Origin of the sequence: Gilliamella bombicola (assembly GCF_900094945.1) — a bacterium.
In the GTDB taxonomy this organism is placed as follows: domain Bacteria; phylum Pseudomonadota; class Gammaproteobacteria; order Enterobacterales; family Orbaceae; genus Gilliamella; species Gilliamella bombicola.
The window spans coordinates 225,839-243,930 of the sequence record NZ_FMAQ01000001.1; the positions used below are offsets into that span (position 1 = coordinate 225,839).

18 protein-coding genes are annotated in these 18,092 nt (G+C 35.5%); 11 read left to right on the plus strand and 7 right to left on the minus strand.

Features of this window, described 5'->3' with window-relative positions; translation table 11 throughout:
• Complete coding sequence (locus tag GA0061081_RS01135; protein ID WP_091346285.1) at positions 1 to 780, plus strand: class II glutamine amidotransferase; 780 nt, start codon at positions 1 to 3, stop codon at positions 778 to 780.
• Here GA0061081_RS01135 and mdtH read toward each other — a convergent pair.
• The 6 genes from mdtH to pncB all read right to left on the minus strand — a co-directional run bounded on the left by mdtH (position 758) and on the right by pncB (position 8,206).
• Entirely contained in the window at positions 758 to 1,969 is a 1,212-nt protein-coding gene (gene mdtH / locus GA0061081_RS01140; RefSeq protein WP_091346286.1) for a multidrug efflux MFS transporter MdtH, read from the minus strand. The two genes, GA0061081_RS01135 and mdtH, sit on opposite strands and share 23 nt — an antisense overlap.
• The gene (locus tag GA0061081_RS01145; protein ID WP_091346288.1) at positions 1,970 to 2,428 is read right to left on the minus strand and encodes a methylglyoxal synthase; all 459 of its coding nucleotides are present in this window, start codon (positions 2,426 to 2,428) and stop codon (positions 1,970 to 1,972) included.
• A gap of 135 nt (positions 2,429 to 2,563) precedes the next feature.
• Complete coding sequence (locus GA0061081_RS01150; RefSeq protein WP_091346289.1) at positions 2,564 to 3,706, minus strand: porin; 1,143 nt, start codon at positions 3,704 to 3,706, stop codon at positions 2,564 to 2,566.
• 302 nt (positions 3,707 to 4,008) lie between these two features.
• Positions 4,009 to 5,157: a porin gene (locus tag GA0061081_RS01155; RefSeq protein WP_091346291.1), complete on the minus strand. Its 1,149-nt coding sequence runs from the start codon at positions 5,155 to 5,157 to the stop codon at positions 4,009 to 4,011.
• Positions 5,158 to 5,447: 290 nt separating this feature from the next.
• Positions 5,448 to 6,851: an asparagine--tRNA ligase gene (gene asnS, locus GA0061081_RS01160; protein ID WP_091346293.1), complete on the minus strand. Its 1,404-nt coding sequence runs from the start codon at positions 6,849 to 6,851 to the stop codon at positions 5,448 to 5,450.
• A 161-nt stretch (positions 6,852 to 7,012) separates the two neighbouring features.
• The gene (pncB, locus tag GA0061081_RS01165; protein WP_091346295.1) at positions 7,013 to 8,206 is read right to left on the minus strand and encodes a nicotinate phosphoribosyltransferase; all 1,194 of its coding nucleotides are present in this window, start codon (positions 8,204 to 8,206) and stop codon (positions 7,013 to 7,015) included.
• 157 nt (positions 8,207 to 8,363) lie between these two features.
• Here pncB and pepN point away from each other — a divergent pair, with 157 nt between their 5' ends.
• Positions 8,364 to 10,997: an aminopeptidase N gene (gene pepN, locus GA0061081_RS01170; RefSeq protein WP_091346297.1), complete on the plus strand. Its 2,634-nt coding sequence runs from the start codon at positions 8,364 to 8,366 to the stop codon at positions 10,995 to 10,997.
• Between the two features lie 129 nt (positions 10,998 to 11,126).
• On the plus strand, positions 11,127 to 11,456 hold the full coding sequence (locus GA0061081_RS01175; protein WP_091346299.1) for a rhodanese-like domain-containing protein: 330 nt from the start codon (positions 11,127 to 11,129) through the stop codon (positions 11,454 to 11,456).
• Positions 11,457 to 11,491: 35 nt separating this feature from the next.
• Here GA0061081_RS01175 and GA0061081_RS01180 read toward each other — a convergent pair whose 3' ends face one another.
• Entirely contained in the window at positions 11,492 to 12,340 is an 849-nt protein-coding gene (locus GA0061081_RS01180) for a MetQ/NlpA family ABC transporter substrate-binding protein (protein ID WP_091346300.1), read from the minus strand.
• 271 nt (positions 12,341 to 12,611) lie between these two features.
• On the opposite strand from GA0061081_RS01180, the gene GA0061081_RS01185 reads away from it, so the two are divergent.
• The 8 genes from GA0061081_RS01185 (at position 12,612) to GA0061081_RS01220 (ending at position 18,032) form a co-directional block, all read left to right on the plus strand.
• Entirely contained in the window at positions 12,612 to 13,655 is a 1,044-nt protein-coding gene (locus GA0061081_RS01185; protein WP_091346302.1) for a methionine ABC transporter ATP-binding protein, read from the plus strand.
• A gap of 100 nt (positions 13,656 to 13,755) precedes the next feature.
• Entirely contained in the window at positions 13,756 to 14,355 is a 600-nt protein-coding gene (locus GA0061081_RS01190) for a methionine ABC transporter permease (protein WP_425337775.1), read from the plus strand.
• Between the two features lie 184 nt (positions 14,356 to 14,539).
• On the plus strand, positions 14,540 to 15,355 hold the full coding sequence (gene mlaF / locus GA0061081_RS01195; RefSeq protein WP_091346306.1) for a phospholipid ABC transporter ATP-binding protein MlaF: 816 nt from the start codon (positions 14,540 to 14,542) through the stop codon (positions 15,353 to 15,355).
• The gene (gene mlaE / locus GA0061081_RS01200) at positions 15,355 to 16,134 is read left to right on the plus strand and encodes a lipid asymmetry maintenance ABC transporter permease subunit MlaE (RefSeq protein ID WP_180214338.1); all 780 of its coding nucleotides are present in this window, start codon (positions 15,355 to 15,357) and stop codon (positions 16,132 to 16,134) included. Before mlaF ends, mlaE begins: the two co-directional genes overlap by 1 nt.
• A gap of 11 nt (positions 16,135 to 16,145) precedes the next feature.
• Positions 16,146 to 16,736, plus strand: coding sequence for an outer membrane lipid asymmetry maintenance protein MlaD (gene mlaD / locus GA0061081_RS01205; protein WP_091346311.1), 591 nt, complete (start codon positions 16,146 to 16,148; stop codon positions 16,734 to 16,736).
• 9 nt (positions 16,737 to 16,745) lie between these two features.
• Positions 16,746 to 17,390 (plus strand): phospholipid-binding protein MlaC, encoded by a 645-nt coding sequence (gene mlaC / locus GA0061081_RS01210; protein WP_091346313.1) that lies wholly within the window; start codon positions 16,746 to 16,748, stop codon positions 17,388 to 17,390.
• A gap of 6 nt (positions 17,391 to 17,396) precedes the next feature.
• Positions 17,397 to 17,669 carry an STAS domain-containing protein gene (locus GA0061081_RS01215; RefSeq protein WP_091346315.1) on the plus strand — a complete coding sequence of 91 codons (273 nt, stop codon included), beginning with the start codon at positions 17,397 to 17,399 and terminating at the stop codon, positions 17,667 to 17,669.
• A gap of 105 nt (positions 17,670 to 17,774) precedes the next feature.
• Positions 17,775 to 18,032 (plus strand): BolA family protein, encoded by a 258-nt coding sequence (locus tag GA0061081_RS01220; RefSeq protein ID WP_091346317.1) that lies wholly within the window; start codon positions 17,775 to 17,777, stop codon positions 18,030 to 18,032.
• Positions 18,033 to 18,092 lie beyond the last annotated feature (60 nt).

Below are 18,092 nucleotides of genomic sequence, written 5' to 3' on the forward strand. Positions count from 1 at the left end.
ATGTGTGAATTATTGGGTATGAGCGCTAATGTGCCAACCGATATCTGCTTTAGTTTTACTAGCCTAATTAAACGAGGTGGGGACAAAGGTCCCCACAAAGATGGCTGGGGAATTACATTTTATGAAGGCAAAGGCTGCCGTACATTTAAAGATCCCGAGCCATGCAGTTATTCACCTATTGCTAAAATGGTGAAAGAATATCCCATCAAATCTAAAGCCGTAATTGCCCATATTCGACAAGCAAATCGAGGCGGTGTCGCCCTAGAAAATACCCATCCATTTACCCGTGAATTGTGGGGTAAAAACTGGACTTTTGCTCATAATGGACAATTAACAGATTACCAAAATTTAGACACAGGACTATTTCAACCTGTAGGAGAAACCGATAGCGAATATGCTTTCTGCTATTTAATTAATCAATTACAGCAAAAATATTCACAAAAACCTGTCGATGATCTTGAGCTATTTAATTTTATTAAACAATGTGCCGATCAATTAAGCCAACTAGGCATATTTAATATGCTACTTTCTGATGGGCAATATGTGTTTGCCTATTGCACAACTAATTTACATTGGATAACCCGCAAAGCACCATTTGGCAAAGCAAAATTACTGGACGAAGATGTAGAAATTGATTTTCAACAACATACAACACCCAATGATATTGTTACTATCATTTCAACCTTACCATTAACCTCAAATGAGATATGGAACAAACTTAATACTGGCGAGGCTATTTTATTTAAAGATGGTGAAATTAGCCAATCTTCCTCATTTTAACGTGTAGCATGGGTGGCTCATTTTTAAATTGATATTGCAGATAGCTTAAGGTTAATAGACCAATTGTTGTCAGCGCTATCCATGGCAGATGAGGAAATCCTATTTGTATAGCGATATCATATAACCAACCAGCACCGGTATAACCAATAAATCCACCTAGAGCAAGCCCTAAACGACTAAATCCCATATAACTACCTTTCGCCTTAGGATTACTTAGTACTGTTGATAAGGTTTCACGGGCCGGTTCTGCAATAATTGCTCCTAAATAGAATAACGCAATAAGTGATAATAATAATGTTAATTGTGTTGTAAACCCAATAATGATAAAAGCAAATGACATCAAAAATAAACCAAATTTAAGGCGCTGATCTAATCTGAAATATTTTTCACTCCAACGAGCTAATGGATAAAGCAATATGAGTGAAATACTAGCTTGAATGGCATACATCCATTTTACATAACTTGGGCTACCTGATACGTTTGTGATTGTTAAAGGTAACATCAACATAATTTGCACCCATAGCACATAATAACCAGTCAATGTAAGAACATAGCGTGTAAATTTTTTATCTTTCACAACCATTTTCATACCATTCACAATAGGAACTTTACCAACAGCAATATGGTAAGCCGGTAGGAAGAAAATATTAAAAATCCCACATAAGAAAAAAATAAAAGCCCCGCACCAACATACTAAATGGAAGTCATAATCAATCAAAATTCCACCAATAAGAGCACCTATTACTGCTCCGGCATTATCTTGTATCATTAACAGTGATATGAACTTACCTCGCTCATGTGGACGGGTAAACTTAATAGTTAGTCCCATACGAGGCGGATCAAATAATAGTCCTCCTAACGCTGAAAGTAAGCAAGAAAGTAATAATAACCAAGGCTCACTTGCAATAGCCATGCAGATAAAACCAACACAACGTAGAAACATACCAGCGACAATCATAGGTTTTGCGCCAAATCGGTCGGCAATAGCGCCGCCAATAATACCAAAACCTTGTTGAACAAATTGCCTAAATCCCAACGCAAAACCAACAAAGAGTGCACTCCAGCCCACTTGGCTAACAAAATGGGTTGATACAAGTGGGAAAACGACATAAAAACCTAAGACGATAAACAAATTATCAAGTAGTAATATTTGTCGCCCTGTTTTGCGAATTTGAGAGGGTATTGGCATTTATTTAACTCTGTCAGCTAAATAGCTTTGATAATCAGGAATTTCAATATCAACTTCTTGCGTAAAAATAGCAGACTGAATTAACGCATTGGCTGTTGCTTGATTAGTAGCAACAGGAATATTCCAAACCGTCGATAACCGTAAAAGTGCTTTGACATCGGGATCATGAGGTACTGCATTCAGTGGATCCCAAAAAAAGATTAGGATATCAATTTTACCTTCTGCAATTAATGCACCAATTTGTTGATCACCCCCCATTGGTCCACTAAGCATTGGATTGATATCTAAACCCGTCTCTTTATTAATTAATGTCCCTGTCGTACCTGTACCGCATAAGTTATGCTGAGAGAGTATTTCGCGATTTTTGTTACACCAATTTAGCAAGGATTCCTTCAAGTGATCGTGAGCAACTAATGCAATGTTTTTTCTAGCCAATAATCTACGTGTGGTATAGAGCATTATTGTTATCCTAATTTATTATTATCTTTATCGATTTTTTAACAGACTATCAATTAAAGTGCAAGGAGTATTTAATTGGTAACAGATAATAAAAAAGGCACCGAAGTGCCTTTTAAAAAAATCACATATAATCAATTAAAATTGATAAATTAAACCAAGTGCAACTGTATCTTTGGTTGTGCCATTGATTTGCGATTTGGTAAATGAGTGATCTTCATATAAAGCACGGCGTGCACCGATATCATCTTTATCTAACAAGTTGATTTTATAATCGATAATAGCTTGTAAGTTTTTGTTAAAGTCATAAGTTAAACCAACATCAACATATTTAACTAAATCATTACTTTTAAGTCCTGCATCACTTGAATAATTAGATGCATCTTTAACTTTATGTTGGATATAAGCAACAGATGGGGTTAAACGACCCACTTCAAAGTCAATACCATATTGTGCAACAAGTTCATAGCCTTTGGTTTTTAAATCATTTGCACTATGAGTAGTTGATGCATTATCCCAACCATATTTTTGTTTGCCTTGGATATATAATGCTGCTAAATAAAGATTGTCATTATCATATTTAATACCAGCAGACCACGCTTTAGCATCTTTATGACCACCAGTTTGAGCATAACCAGCACCAACAGTTAAACCTGTATCAAGCACATCCCAATCAACAACTGAGCCCCATGCTTCAGCACTATCACGTTTATCGTCGCTAGCATGTTTATCAAAGTGACTAGTTGAGCTATTATCGCCATTATCAGCGTATTGAACCGCAAAACGTAACCCATTAACTAAGCCAAAGAAATCAGCATTACGATAAGTAGCAACCGCTTTTGTACGTGCTGTTAATGCATAAAGATCATTGTCTGAAGCATCACCACCAAATTCAGGTAATACGTCAGTATAAGATGTTAACGTTTTTAACACACCGTCATTACGACCATAGTCGAATGAACCAAAATCACCAAAGTTTAAACCAGCAAATGCATAACGCGTTTCATTGTCAGCATTAGAGCCTGTTTTAGCTTCATATTCCCAACGCCCATAGCCAGTAACACTATCAGTCACTTGGGTTTGACCTGACATACCTAAACGTGCAGTGGTTTTATCACCTTCACCAGTTTGGTTATTGCGATCAGTAATATAGTTTAAAGCATAAACACGGCCATAAAAGTCAACTTTATTACCGTCTTTATTCCACACTTCGATAGAAGCGTTTGCTGTACCTGCAATTAAAAGTGCAGGAATAGCGATTGCTAATAGATTACGTTTCATTTTGTACCCTCGTAGGTGTTTTATATTATTAAAGATGCAAATAGTTTTGCTCTTGGTTTAATAAATAACAGCTAATAAATAGCAATTATCTTATAACTGTGATATCTATTTTACTAGATAGCAAATAGATTTTATTGTACACATTCACTATTTAATAATGTTAATTAGATTATTTCTGCGAATTTGCGAATATTTTAATACTTAATCTGAATTTTTTTAAGCATAAAATGTGCTTTTAGAGTGAAAAAGATTTAAGAAATAAAAAAAGGCACCTAAGTGCCTTTTTATAAGATATTAAGAGATTAGAATTGGTAAATTAAACCAACACCTAACACATCTTTAGTACCTGGTTTATTCAAGTGACGATCACGTTGAACTTTTGTATTATTTGCTGCACCAATGTCTTTACGATCAAGAAGATTGAATTTGTATTCAACAATTGCACTGAAGTTTTTGTTTAGATCGTAAGTTGCACCTACAGATACGTATTTAGCTAAAGGTGAATTAACGCCACGATAGTGGTAATAATACCAGTCATCTTCAAAATGAGCAGAGTCAACTTTAACTTTATGTTGAACATAAGCGATAGATGGAGTTAAACGTCCTACTTCTAAATCAATACCGTATTGAGCAACTAATTCAAAACCTCTAACTTTTTGATCAAGAGTCTTCAGAATCTCACCAGTCACTGCGCTTTCAAGATCTACTCTACGTTTCAATTTGCTTTGGAAATAGTTAGCACCTAAATATAAATTGTAGTTATCATATTTAAGACCGCCAGTCCAAGTGCTGTGACGATGATCTTTTGAAGTTGATTGAGCATAACCAGCACCAGCAGTTAAGCCAGTATCAAAGATATGCCATTGAGCATTTGCACCATAAGCTTCACGTGAACCACCTCTAATAGAATCAGCACTATTAGAATTATCGCCATTATCAGCATACTGTACTGCAAAACTAACATCGTCAGTTAAACCGAAGAAATTATTGTTACGGTAAGTTGCTACTGCTTTAGTACGAGCTGAAAGCACATTCCAAGCATTATTTGCTGCATCACCACCAAATTGTGGTAATACGTCAGTATAAGCAGTGATTGCTTTTAACACACCGTCATTACGACCATAATCGAATGAACCTGCATCACCAAAATTTAAACCAGCAAACGCATAACGAACTTCGTTATTAGAGTTTTTACCTGCTTTCGCTTCATATTCCCAACGACCGTAACCAGTTACGCTGTCAGTGATTTGAGTTTGACCAGACATACCTAAACGAGCTGAAGTATCATCACCTTCACCATCTTGACCACGGTCAGTGATGTTGTTAGCTGCTTTTACTCGGCCATAAAAGTCAACTTTATTACCATCTTTGTTCCAAACTTCAATAGATGCATTTGCACCTGCTGCTACTAAAAGAGCAGGAATAGCGATTGCTAATAGATTACGTTTCATTTTTTACCCTCATGGTTATTTTTCTAAAAAAGACACACCCCATAAGTTTAGTGTCAATTTTGCTTAAAAATCATTCATTCCAAAAATAATAGTATTACTATTATCTTTATTTACTTTTTACAGTATCGTAAATTATGTATAAATTTTTTTTAAAATCAAGCGAACTTTTCATAAAACCCGCTGTCTAAGCCTAAAATCAGGACTGTTTGATGATTTTTTAATCAAATACAGACTAAAAATTAGTTAACTGAAAATCCCAACCCTATATCAGATCGGGAAATTGAATCAGCTTAAAAATTTGCATTACGCGGTGTTCTCGGAAATGGGATCACATCACGTACATTTTGCACGCCGGTGACATAAACAATCAGCCGTTCAAAGCCAAGACCAAATCCAGAGTGAGGTACTGTACCATAACGGCGTAAATCTCGATACCACCAATAATCTTCCTTTTTCAGTCCCATTTCTTCCATACGTTTATCCAACATATCTAAACGCTCTTCACGCTGAGAACCACCAATAATTTCACCAATCCCCGGCGCTAAAACGTCCATTGCTGCAACTGTTTTACCATCATCATTCATACGCATATAAAACGCTTTAATGTCTTTAGGATAGTTTTTGACAACCACTGGCGCTTTAAAATGTTGTTCGGCTAAGTAACGTTCATGCTCTGAGGCTAAATCGATACCCCAACTGACAGGGTTTTCAAACTGAGCATCACAGTTTTGCAAAATAGTTATAGCATCGGTGTAGTCAACTTGCGCAAAATCAGCATTAATAAAGTTTTCAAGACGTTTAATTGCTTCTTTATCAACATGCTGGGCAAAAAATTGCATATCATCAGCTCGTTTTTCCAATACGGCTTTAAACACATATTTCAACATGTCTTCGGCAAGCTTAGCGTTGTCGTTAAGATCAGCAAACGCCACTTCAGGCTCCATCATCCAAAACTCAGCTAAATGACGAGTTGTATTTGAGTTTTCAGCTCTAAATGTTGGACCAAAAGTATAAACTTTAGAAAGTGCACAAGCATAAGTTTCGGCATTTAATTGCCCAGAAACAGTTAAAAATGCTTCTTTACCAAAAAAGTCTTTATCGAAATCGACCTTACCACTATCCGATTTAGGCAAATTTAACATATCCAGTGTCGAAACACGGAACATTTCGCCCGCTCCTTCGGTATCTGATGCAGTAATAATAGGTGTTGATAACCAATAAAAACCGCGTTCGTCAAAAAATTGGTGAATAGCTTGTGCTAGCGTATGGCGTACACGCGTTATCGCACCAACAATATTGGTTCTTGCTCTTAAATGAGCCACTTCTCGCAAGTATTCAATAGAATGACGTTTAGCTGCCATTGGGTAAGTTTCAGGATCATCAACAAAGCCATATACTTCAACTTGTGTTGCTTGTAATTCATATTTCTGACCTTGACCTGGTGATTCTACCACTTTACCAGTGACTTTAACCGAACAACCAGCCGTTAAACGTAAGATCTCTTGTTCATAATTAGGTAAATTATTTTCAATAACCGCCTGAATTGGATCAAAGCAAGAGCCATCATAAACGGCTAAAAATGAAATGCCGGCTTTAGAATCACGCCGAGTTCTTACCCAACCTTGAACAGAAATTGTGCTACCAACAGCAATTTTGCCTTGTAACACATCAACAATAGGTGCAACTGAAGTCATTTTAATTATCCATCTCTACATTAATTGTTTAAGTAATCTTTAAAGTAATACAGATCTATTCTAACGGTTATTCCATAGCAAAATGGAATTCTTAAATAATAAAATCTTGATTACTGATCTCTATTTTCTAATATGAACGATAGGTTAAATATTAATTATTATCAAATTTTAACACTAAAAGTTCGTTTTAATTCATCAATAAAATCTAAATCTTGAGATATTGTTTTCCCTGGACTATCTGATAGTTTTGCAACAGATTGATTATTGCATTCCGTTAATTTAAGTACAATATTCAATGCTTTAGTATTCGCTTCTTTAGAAGGAATATCGCAAGCCAAAAAACCACCTACGCCAAAAGATAATTTTACGCGATGATTAAAATGTTGATAAATATTAAGTGCCTTATCAAAATTCAAACTGTCTGAAAATACCAATAACTTTGTTTTAGGATCAATGCCTAACTGCTGGTAATGCGCAATCGCCTTTTCTCCCCACTCAATTGAATCACCCGAATCATGACGAAGCCCTTGATAGTGAGACGCAAAGTGCAGGTCAAAATCACGTAAAAACGCATCCATTGTAATACAATCGGTCAATGCCACTCCCAAGTCATGAGGATATTCATCTAACCAAACCTGAAGCGCATTTGTTTGACAATCCTGAAGACTATAGCTTAAACGCTGATGAGCTTGAAACCACTCATGTGCTTGAGTTCCAACTGGCGTAAGTCCTAAACGATAGGCAAGTAAATAATTGCTAGTACTGTGAAAGTTATTAAAATGCGTTTTCAAATAACTAACAACAGCCTCTTGCACCGCAAACGAATAACGCCTACGAGTACCAAAATCCATTAAATTAAAACCCGACATATCCATATTAGCTGTTTTCTCATTAAACAACGCTAATTTATCTTTTAGCCTTGCCAATGCTTCAGGAACGCCAATATTTGGCGAACGATCTTTATGGACAATCTCACTGATAATAGCAAGTAATGGCACTTCCCATAAAATGACATCTAACCATTTTCCTTTAATGGTAATGGAAAGCACCCCATCTTCATTTTTTATAGTAAGCAAATTACTATTGAAACGCCATTTTTTAAGCCAATTTAAATAGTCAGATTTAAAAAAGGAAATATTTGATAAATAGTTAAATTCATCATCAGACAAAGCTAATGATTCCATTAATTTCACTTGATGTATTATTTGATCTGCATATTGCCCAAGTAAATCATCACTACGACAACGAAACTGAGCAACCACGGTTGCTTCAGGATAGCGATGAAATACAGCCTGCTGCATATGCAACTTATAAGCATCAGTATCTAATATTGATGTAATGATTGCTGGTAACATGTAAATTTAATGCTATTACTTTAAAGAAAATTCCGAAGATTATAGCAGAATAATAATGAAGATATAGATTAATTATGTAATAAGATTGTTTTTAATCGGCTATAATATTCACTAGCACAACGTATAAATTGAGTCCAAACCAAAAGGTCATAACAACATGAATACAAAAACACCTGAAGCGCAACCTATTGCAAAAAAACGTCTTGATTATAAAGCGCCTAATTTTACTATTACCGACATTGATCTTGATTTTGATTTAGCGCCCGAAATAACAACAGTAACAGCCCGTAGCCGCGTCGTTCAAAAAAACCAGCAAGCGAGCGATTTAATTTTAGATGGCGAAGACCTTAAATTGATCTCCATTAATATCGACGAGCAACCATGGCATGATTATCAAATCACAAAAACAGGACTAATTATTCACAACGTGCCTACCGAGTTTACTTTAACGATTGTTAACGAAATCAAACCAATTAATAATACCGCACTTGAAGGATTATACGTATCAGGCGAAGCGCTTTGTACGCAATGTGAAGCGGAAGGATTCCGACATATCACCTATTATCTTGACAGACCCGATGTACTTGCACGTTTTTCAACACGCATTACTGCGAATAAACAACGCTATCCTTACCTACTTTCGAATGGTAATCGCATCGCGCAAGGTGAACTTGCTGATGGACATCATTGGGTACAATGGCAAGATCCTTTTCCTAAACCTGCCTACTTATTTGCCTTAGTTGCTGGTGATTTTGATATTTTAAAAGATCAGTTTATCACGCAATCCAAACGTAAAGTTGATTTAGAAATTTATGTTGATAAAGGTAATTTAGATCGTTCTCACTGGGCAATGACAAGCTTAAAAAATGCCATGCGTTGGGACGAAACACGTTTTGGACTTGAATATGATTTAGATATTTTTATGATCGTTGCAGTCGATTTTTTCAATATGGGAGCAATGGAAAATAAAGGTTTAAATATCTTTAACTCAAAATATGTGCTGGCCAAGCCACAAACAGCGACAGATGATGACTACCTAGGTATTGAAGGGGTAATTGGTCATGAATATTTTCACAACTGGACAGGTAATAGAGTCACCTGTCGTGACTGGTTCCAACTCAGTTTAAAAGAAGGATTAACAGTATTCCGTGATCAGGAATTTAGCGCCGATATGGGATCTCGTGCAGTCAAACGGATTGAAGATGTAAAACTTTTACGTACCGTTCAATTTGCCGAAGATGCCAGCCCAATGTCACACCCTATTCGCCCAGAACAAGTCATTGAAATGAATAACTTTTATACAGTAACCGTATACGAAAAAGGAGCTGAAGTTATTCGTATGATGCATACCTTGTTAGGTGAAGATAAATTCCAAGCAGGCATGAAACTCTATTTCAAACGCCATGATGGTAGTGCCGCAACGTGTGATGATTTTGTTGCTGCCATGCAAGATGCCTCTGGCATCGATTTAACTCAGTTTAAATTATGGTATAGCCAATCAGGTACACCTGAACTAACCGTTACCGATAATTACGACGAAAAAAACCAACAATATACTTTAACGGTAGAGCAATATACGCCAGCAACACAAGATCAAAATCAAAAACAAGCATTACATATCCCGCTTGATATTGAATTATATCAACATGATGGCAAAGTTATTACTTTGCAATACCAAGGCCAACCTATTCACCATGTTTTAAATTTAACGCAGAGCACACAACAATTTATCTTTGATAACGTGACTGAAAAACCGATCATTTCATTATTACGTGATTTTTCAGCCCCCGTTAAGTTAACTTATGATTATCAAGATAATGACCTCATTTTCCTAATGCAGCAAGCGACTAACGCATTTAGCCGCTACGATGCAGCGCAAATGCTATTGGCAAAATATGTTCGTTTAAATGTAAAAAATTATCAAGAAAATCAAAAATTAGCACTACCTGATTCAGTATTAGATGCATTTCGAGCGGTATTGCTATCAGAAAACACTGATCCTTTCCTTATCGCGCAAATATTGACTTTGCCATCTGAAAACGAATTAGCTAATTTATTTACTGTGGTTGATCCAATCGCTATTCATGAAGTCCGTCTATTTTTACTAACTCAATTTGCAAACGAACTTTATGATGAATTATTAGCCGTTTATCACCACAATAACACTTCACAATATCAAATTAAACATAATGATATTGCTAAACGATCACTTAAAAACTGCTGTTTAACTTTATTAGCTTATGCTGATGACAATTCGCGCGCCAATACATTAGTGAGCCAACAATATCATCAAGCCAATAATATGACTGATTGTTTAGCCGCCTTGAATGTAGCGGTAAAAGCTGAACTTGATTGTCGAACAGAGCTATTAGTAAACTTTGATGATAAATGGCATCAAGATGGACTTGTTATGGACAAATGGTTAGCATTGAACGCAACAAGCCCAGATAAAAATGTCCTTGCTACAGTGAAAAAATTATTAACTCACCGCTCATTTACGCTCAGTAATCCAAATCGCATCCGTGCATTAATTGGTGCCTTTGTAAATAATAACCCTGTGGCATTTCATGCTAAAGATGGTAGTGGTTATCAATTCTTAGTTGAGATACTCACTGAGTTAAACCAAAAAAATCCGCAAGTTGCAGCAAGACTCATCGATCCGCTGATTCGATTAAAACGTTATGACGAAAAACGTCAACAACAGATGCGAAAAGCACTTGAAGACTTACTAAAAATTGAAAATTTATCTAAAGATTTATTTGAAAAAATTAGCAAAGCATTAGAAGCATAAATAGCAAAAATATTATCATCCTGTAATATTCTTACAGGATGATATTACATAAATGAAAAATTGAAGCTTGATACTAAAAAACATCTCTAGCTAAAATTTTTTGATAATTATTCTCATGAGTCTTAAATAATGACAATAAAAGAAATCACACCAACAGAACTGGCACAAAAACTAAACCAGTCTGATAACATTTTCTTACTTGATGTACGCGAAGCTAACGAGGTCGCTATTTGCAACATTAATGGAGCAACGCATATTCCAATGAACCTAATTCCACTGTATTTAGACAAAATCCCTGATGAAATCGATATTATTATTTACTGTCATCACGGCATAAGAAGCCTTAATGTCGCTAACTATTTAGCTGAAAATGGTTTTGATACCGATTACCTTTATAACCTTACAGGGGGAATTGATGCTTGGGCATGCATAATTGATCAACAAATGCCAAGATATTAAAATGCCCGTTATCAACGGGCTTTATTTTTTCTCGTTTATTCTTTAGGCATTACCCAATAACCATTTTGATTATGTGTTTTCATATAATCCTTAAACTGTTGGGACTGATAAATGCGTTTAATATCTTGTGCCCATTGGCTATTTTCGTTTCCCTCATTAACTACCACCATAATCTCTAAGTCTGGAATGATAGTTTCTGAAAGAAGTGCTTTATTTGAATCTATATTGGCAGAATAAACGATACTACCTGGGATTACCGCAAAATCTAACTCATCTAATACACGAGGAATGTTAGCCGAATCCATTTCAATGATTTCAATACCTGCGATATTCTCAGCTATATCATTTTTACTCACAATAATAGGGTTAGTGTTTTCCTTTAATTTTATCCATCCTGCCTTTTCTAATAAATTATATGAGCGAGCTGCATTAGAAGCATCTTGCGGAATAGCCACTTTAGCCCCCGAAAAAACTTGCTTTAATGAGGTATATTTATTCGAAAATACTGCAGCAGGCACCGATGGCACATGAACAACCGACTTTAAATGTGCCTTACGTTGTGCATTAAATACGTCCATATAAGCTGTATGCTGTGCAACGGTTAAATCGATACTACCCTCAGTTAGAGCGATATCCGATTCAAGCAAATGTGGAAAACTAACTAGTTTAACTTTATAACCTTCGGATTCAAGTATTGGCTTAACAGCATCATTAAACAAATCATTATAAGGCCCTGGCGATACTCCCATACTGATCTCTTTTTTTGTTTGATTATTAGCTTGGTTTGATGATTTATCGCAAGCCGTAATCAAACTTATTGAGCTAACCACCAATGCGAAGGCAATATACCTAAAAAATTTGTGTTCAGTAAAAAATGTTTTCATAAAAAATACCCCTATAAGTTGCAAACATAAAACACTGTAGCACAAAAAAAGCGGTTCATTTATTCCAAGTGATTCTATCTTATAACTTTAAGGAATAAGATATAAAAAACGATTATTAGGGCAGAAAACTAACCTATGTTACCGTTAAATAAACATAAATTACATCGTTGAATAATAATCCCAAATTTAAAATTCACCATATCATGATAATGCCTTTGGTTAATTATTTATCCAAATATTCAACTCAAACAAAATAAATGGGTTACAAATAATGATTAGATTTGAAAATGTTTTTAAAAAATATGAGCGAAATGGCATCACCACACAAGCATTAAACAATATTAATTTAACCATTCGTAAAGGCGATATTTACGGCATCATTGGTTATAGTGGCGCGGGTAAAAGCACATTAGTTCGGTTAATTAACTTTCTTGAAAAACCAACAAAAGGTAATGTCATTATCCAAAATCAAGTTCTCAACCAATTATCAAATAGTGAATTACGGCAAGTAAGACGAAAAATTGGTATGATTTTTCAGCATTTTAATTTATTAGAATCAAAAACTGTATTTGAAAATATAGCCATACCGCTAATTTTACTTAAAGAAAAAAAACAAACTATACAAAAAAGAGTTCATGAACTTTTAGCTTTTGTTGGATTAAGTGAAAAAGCCAATAGTTATCCTAAAGAGCTATCAGGTGGGCAAAAACAACGGATTGGTATTGCTCGTGCTTTAGCAAATAACCCTGATATCTTATTATGTGATGAAGCCACCTCTGCACTTGACCCACAAACAACTCAAGACATTCTAGATTTAATCAAAAAAATTAACGAAAGATATCAAATAACAGTCGTATTAATCACTCATGAAATGCATGTTATTGAGCAAATTTGTCATAAAGTAGCCGTCATGGAAAAAGGAGAAATCATTGAACATGGCAATGTACTTGATGTTTTTGGTCATCCCAAACACCAAACAACACAAAATTTTGTAAGTACCGTGATTAATGATCAAATCCCTGATGGAGTGGTCAAAAACTTGCTCGCGCTAGAAAAAACAAAAGACAATATTCGATTATTCAAACTTGAATTTTTGGGTAGTTCAGCATCAGAGCCCGTAGTAAATAAGCTAATACTGCAACAAAAGGTCATCGTCAATATTTTATTTGCCCATATGTCCGAGATTCAAAATACCGTGCTAGGCAGCATGTTTGTGCAATTAAAAGGAAATGATAATCATATTAATGATTCAGTGAATTATCTGTGTCAGCATGGTGTACAAGTCACCGAAATTAACCATTGGGAGAGCAACTAAAATGGAACAATTCAATACCATTATTCATTATTTAGCCTCTTACTTTACAACGACAGTCACAACAGAGCAATTTATTCAGGCATTTTATGATACCTTTATTATGGTCTTTTTCTCCTTAAGTGTTGGGGTATTATTAGGTATTCCGCTTGGTATCTGTTTAGTCACAACAAGACCGACAGGGTTATTAGAAAACCCACTGATTTATCGGATATTAAATCCAATCATCAACACACTAAGATCGCTTCCTTTTATTATATTACTTGTCGCCATTCATCCACTAACTAAACTGATCGTTGGTAGTTCATTTGGCACACTAGCCGCTATTGTGCCTTTAACCATTTATGTTGCACCTTATATAGCCCGATTAGTTGAAAACTCCTTACTTGAACTTGATAATGGTATTATTGAAGCTGCGCAATCCATGGGTGCAACAACATTACAAATTATTTGGCATTTTATGTTACCTGAAGCCTTCAGCTCGTTAATTTTAACCATAACAACAGCCACCATTGGCTTAATTGGTGCAACGGCAATGGCTGGTGCAATTGGCGCTGGAGGGATTGGTGATTTGGCTATTTCGTACGGTTATCAACGTTTTGATACGGCCGTCACTATTATTTGCGTGGTAATTTTGGTTATTGTTATACAATTTATTCAAAGTCTTGGAAACTATCTAGCACGAAAAGTCAGGCACGAATAATACATAACACTAAAAGGCAAAATACATTTTGCCTTTTTTGCTCTGATTCATTATTGAATGTGATGTGCATTTTATATCAATTATTAGCATTTTAGTATAAAACAATAACTTTAATACATTTCCTTTATTCTCAATTATCAAGTAAAATAGCTCCAATTTTAGATCAGTAGTGTAGGAAATCACTGTGACAAACACATTACAGAAAAATTTGGTTGAAATTCATGATATGTCTTTTTATCGTGGAACAAGACCTATTTATAAAAATATGAGTCTGAATGTCCCAAAAGGAAAAGTCACGGCAATTATGGGGCCATCTGGCATTGGTAAAACCACCTTATTACGTCTGATTGGTGGTCAATTAAAACCGCAATCAGGAAAAATTTTATTCGATGGTGAAGATATACCAAGCATGTCGCGTTCAAGATTGTATGAAGTACGTAAACGCATGAGCATGTTATTTCAATCAGGAGCCTTATTTACTGATCTGACGGTATTTGACAATGTGGCTTATCCATTACGCGAACACCTAAACTTACCTGAACCTATATTGCACAATTTAGTGCTAATGAAATTACAAGCGGTTGGCTTACGTGGCGCAGCTCAAATGATGCCTTCTGAATTATCTGGTGGTATGGCAAGACGCGCCGCTTTAGCTAGAGCTATAGCGCTGGATCCCGATTTAATCATGTTTGACGAACCGTTTGCTGGGCAAGATCCTATCTCAATGGGCGTGATTGTTAAACTGATATCTGAAATTAACCAATCATTAGGATTAACTTGCATTGTTGTAAGTCATGATGTGAGCGAAGTACTCAGTATTGCAGACTATGCTTATATTGTAGCTGAACAACATATTATTGCAGGTGGTACACCGCAGCAATTGCGTGATAATGACGATTCACGGGTTAAACAGTTCCTTGACGGTTTGGCTGATGGACCAGTCCCTTTTCATTATCCTGCTGATGATTACCGATTAGACCTAAGCAGAGGTATAAAATAATGTTGAATTTACTGGCAAAATTAGGGCAATGGTTTATCAATATCATTGCGATGATTGGCCGTTCCGGTGTTATGCTGTTTGGGGCATTAATTGGTAGGCCACAATTTAACAAACAATTTCCATTACTCATTAAGCAATTTTATTTTGTTGGAGTACAATCACTGACCATTATTATTGTCTCTGGTCTTTTTATAGGCATGGTTCTGGCTCTGCAAGGTTATTTTATTCTAACTACTTTTGGAGCCGAAGCAAGCATTGGAATGATGGTTGCTCTAGCCCTACTTCGCGAATTAGGGCCTGTTGTCGCAGGTCTACTGTTTGCTGGCCGTGCAGGCTCTGCTTTAACAGCCGAAATCGGTTTAATGAAAGCAACTGAACAGTTATCAAGTATGGAGATGATGGCAATTGATCCACTACGGCGTATTATCGCTCCGCGTTTTTGGGCTGGATTTTTTAGTATGCCGTTTTTAACTGCAATTTTTGTCACCGTTGGCATTTTAGGTGGCTCGCTTGTTGGTGTTGATTGGAAAGGTATTGATGCGGGCTTTTTTTGGTCATCTATTCAAAGCAATGTTGATTGGTGGCATGATTTAGGAAACTGTTTTGTCAAAAGCTTTGCATTTGCCATCGCTAGCACTTGGATTGCACTTTTTAATGGTTACGATTGTGTACCAACATCAGAAGGAATTAGTCGAGCAACAACAAGCACTGTTGTTTATTCATCATTAGTTATTTTGGGGTTAGATTTTATTTTAACCGCATTAATGTTTAGTCATTGAGGTCATTAAACATGAGTCGTAAAATCGAAATTACAGTAGGATTATTTATGGTACTGGTCATTTGTTCAGTGCTATTTTTATGTTTTAAAGTAACCGATCCAACATCATTTGCAAGCCATAATTCCTATCGAGTTTATGCTGTATTTGAGAATATTGGGGGATTAAAAGCACGTTCTCCTATTAAAATTGGTGGGGTAGTCATTGGTCGCGTCAGTAATATTTCGCTAAATTCGTCAAATGGCAATCAATACAAACCTTATGTAGCCATGGATATTGATGCACAATATAATAAAATTCCAAGTTCAAGTTCACTTTCAATTAAGACATCTGGAATACTTGGAGAACAGTTTATTGATATCAATATAGGCGTTGATAGAGAAACAGAATTTAGTATTGACGCATCAGGCGTTGATCCAGCTATTGTAGCTAAAGCAGAAAAAAATAAAACTCCACCATACTTACTTGAAGGTTTTGTTGTGCAAAACACCACACCTGCTCTCGTTTTAGAAGATCTGATTGGTAAATTCCTTTACAGTATAGGAGGCTCATCAGATAAAGACAAAGCCAACAAAGATAAAAAAGAAGATACAACTGAAAACTAAGGAGTTAGCATGTTAAACAAATTTAAAACAACCATTTTTTTAGTATTAGCTTTATTGTTTAGTTCTACAGCCTTTGCTGAAAACGATCCCTATAAAGAAATGCAAGTTGCTGCTGATAAGATTTTTAGCACTATGAATGCACAATCCGCAGCATTAAAATCAAATCCTAACAAACTCAAAGAGATTGTAAAATCAGATCTGTTACCTTATGTGCAAGTAAAATATGCTGGCGCATTGATTTTAGGTAATTATTATAAAAGTGCAACAGAGGCACAACGCACGGCTTATTTTGAAGCTTTTGAAAACTACCTTGTACAAGCTTTCGCTCAAGCATTATCTATGTATAATGGTCAAACCTATCAAGTTGAATCGCCTAAAGATTTAACTGGCAAAACACTTATTTCTATTCGTGTTTTATTAAATCAACCGGATAAAAATCAACAACCATTGCGTATTGATTTTCAATGGCGTAAAAACTCTATCACAGGCGAATGGAAAGCTTATGATTTAGTTGCTGAAGGTGTAAGCATGATCACCACAAAACAAAATGAGTGGTCAACTATTTTACGTCAAGATGGTATTGATGCATTAACCAAACAATTAACTGAACTTTCAAATCGCAATATTGATCCAAATGCTAAACAAAAAGGTTAGTCGATAATGTCGCGAATCAAAACAGAAAAACAACAAGATATATTATGTTTACAGGGTGAACTTGATGTTCACTCCTTAAACGACTTATGGTCAACACAAGACTCTATTTTAAATGGTATAAAATGCATTGATGTAGAGCAACTTACTCGGGTTGACTCTTCAGGGCTCGCGACGTTAATTTACTTTTGCAATAAATATCATGTCAAACTCAAAGGTATTAACCCTCAATTGCAAACGCTCATTACCTTGTATGATTTACAACCTGTAATCAACGTTTAAAATAGATTAGGTTTTGTACTGAGACACTGAGCTAAAAAACGATACTACAACAAAGAGTTAACAAAAAAATAGTCCTTACATTTATATTAATGATGAGTATTACTAATGAATAAACAAGAAATTATAGATAAATTAAAAAGTTCGCTTGAACTTGATGACGTACATGTCCTAACCGACGATGGTAGCCATTTTCAAGTTATTGCTGTCGGTGAATTATTTGCCGATTTAAGTCGCGTAAAAAAACAACAAGCAATTTATGCCCCTTTGGCAGAATTCATCCATGACAACCGTATTCATGCTCTTTCTATAAAAACTTATACCCCTACTGAATGGCAACGCGAACGCAAATTGATGGGATTATAATGCTTCCCAAGTATAACATTCTCTTGAATTAACTGAATTTGCCACCATATTATATTCTAT

What these genes read in the sequence shown, in the direction of transcription:
- GA0061081_RS01135 (WP_091346285.1), top strand. Translation starts at nt 1, where the DNA reads ATGTGTGAATTATTGGGTATGAGCGCTAATGTGCCAACCGATATCTGC.
- mdtH (WP_091346286.1), bottom strand. Translation starts at nt 1,969, where the DNA reads ATGCCAATACCCTCTCAAATTCGCAAAACAGGGCGACAAATATTACTA.
- GA0061081_RS01145 (WP_091346288.1), bottom strand. Translation starts at nt 2,428, where the DNA reads ATGCTCTATACCACACGTAGATTATTGGCTAGAAAAAACATTGCATTA.
- GA0061081_RS01150 (WP_091346289.1), bottom strand. Translation starts at nt 3,706, where the DNA reads ATGAAACGTAATCTATTAGCAATCGCTATTCCTGCACTTTTAATTGCA.
- GA0061081_RS01155 (WP_091346291.1), bottom strand. Translation starts at nt 5,157, where the DNA reads ATGAAACGTAATCTATTAGCAATCGCTATTCCTGCTCTTTTAGTAGCA.
- asnS (WP_091346293.1), bottom strand. Translation starts at nt 6,851, where the DNA reads ATGACTTCAGTTGCACCTATTGTTGATGTGTTACAAGGCAAAATTGCT.
- pncB (WP_091346295.1), bottom strand. Translation starts at nt 8,206, where the DNA reads ATGTTACCAGCAATCATTACATCAATATTAGATACTGATGCTTATAAG.
- pepN (WP_091346297.1), top strand. Translation starts at nt 8,364, where the DNA reads ATGAATACAAAAACACCTGAAGCGCAACCTATTGCAAAAAAACGTCTT.
- GA0061081_RS01175 (WP_091346299.1), top strand. Translation starts at nt 11,127, where the DNA reads ATGACAATAAAAGAAATCACACCAACAGAACTGGCACAAAAACTAAAC.
- GA0061081_RS01180 (WP_091346300.1), bottom strand. Translation starts at nt 12,340, where the DNA reads ATGAAAACATTTTTTACTGAACACAAATTTTTTAGGTATATTGCCTTC.
- GA0061081_RS01185 (WP_091346302.1), top strand. Translation starts at nt 12,612, where the DNA reads ATGATTAGATTTGAAAATGTTTTTAAAAAATATGAGCGAAATGGCATC.
- GA0061081_RS01190 (WP_425337775.1), top strand. Translation starts at nt 13,756, where the DNA reads ATGGTCTTTTTCTCCTTAAGTGTTGGGGTATTATTAGGTATTCCGCTT.
- mlaE (WP_180214338.1), top strand. Translation starts at nt 15,355, where the DNA reads ATGTTGAATTTACTGGCAAAATTAGGGCAATGGTTTATCAATATCATT.
- mlaD (WP_091346311.1), top strand. Translation starts at nt 16,146, where the DNA reads ATGAGTCGTAAAATCGAAATTACAGTAGGATTATTTATGGTACTGGTC.
- mlaC (WP_091346313.1), top strand. Translation starts at nt 16,746, where the DNA reads ATGTTAAACAAATTTAAAACAACCATTTTTTTAGTATTAGCTTTATTG.
- GA0061081_RS01215 (WP_091346315.1), top strand. Translation starts at nt 17,397, where the DNA reads ATGTCGCGAATCAAAACAGAAAAACAACAAGATATATTATGTTTACAG.
- GA0061081_RS01220 (WP_091346317.1), top strand. Translation starts at nt 17,775, where the DNA reads ATGAATAAACAAGAAATTATAGATAAATTAAAAAGTTCGCTTGAACTT.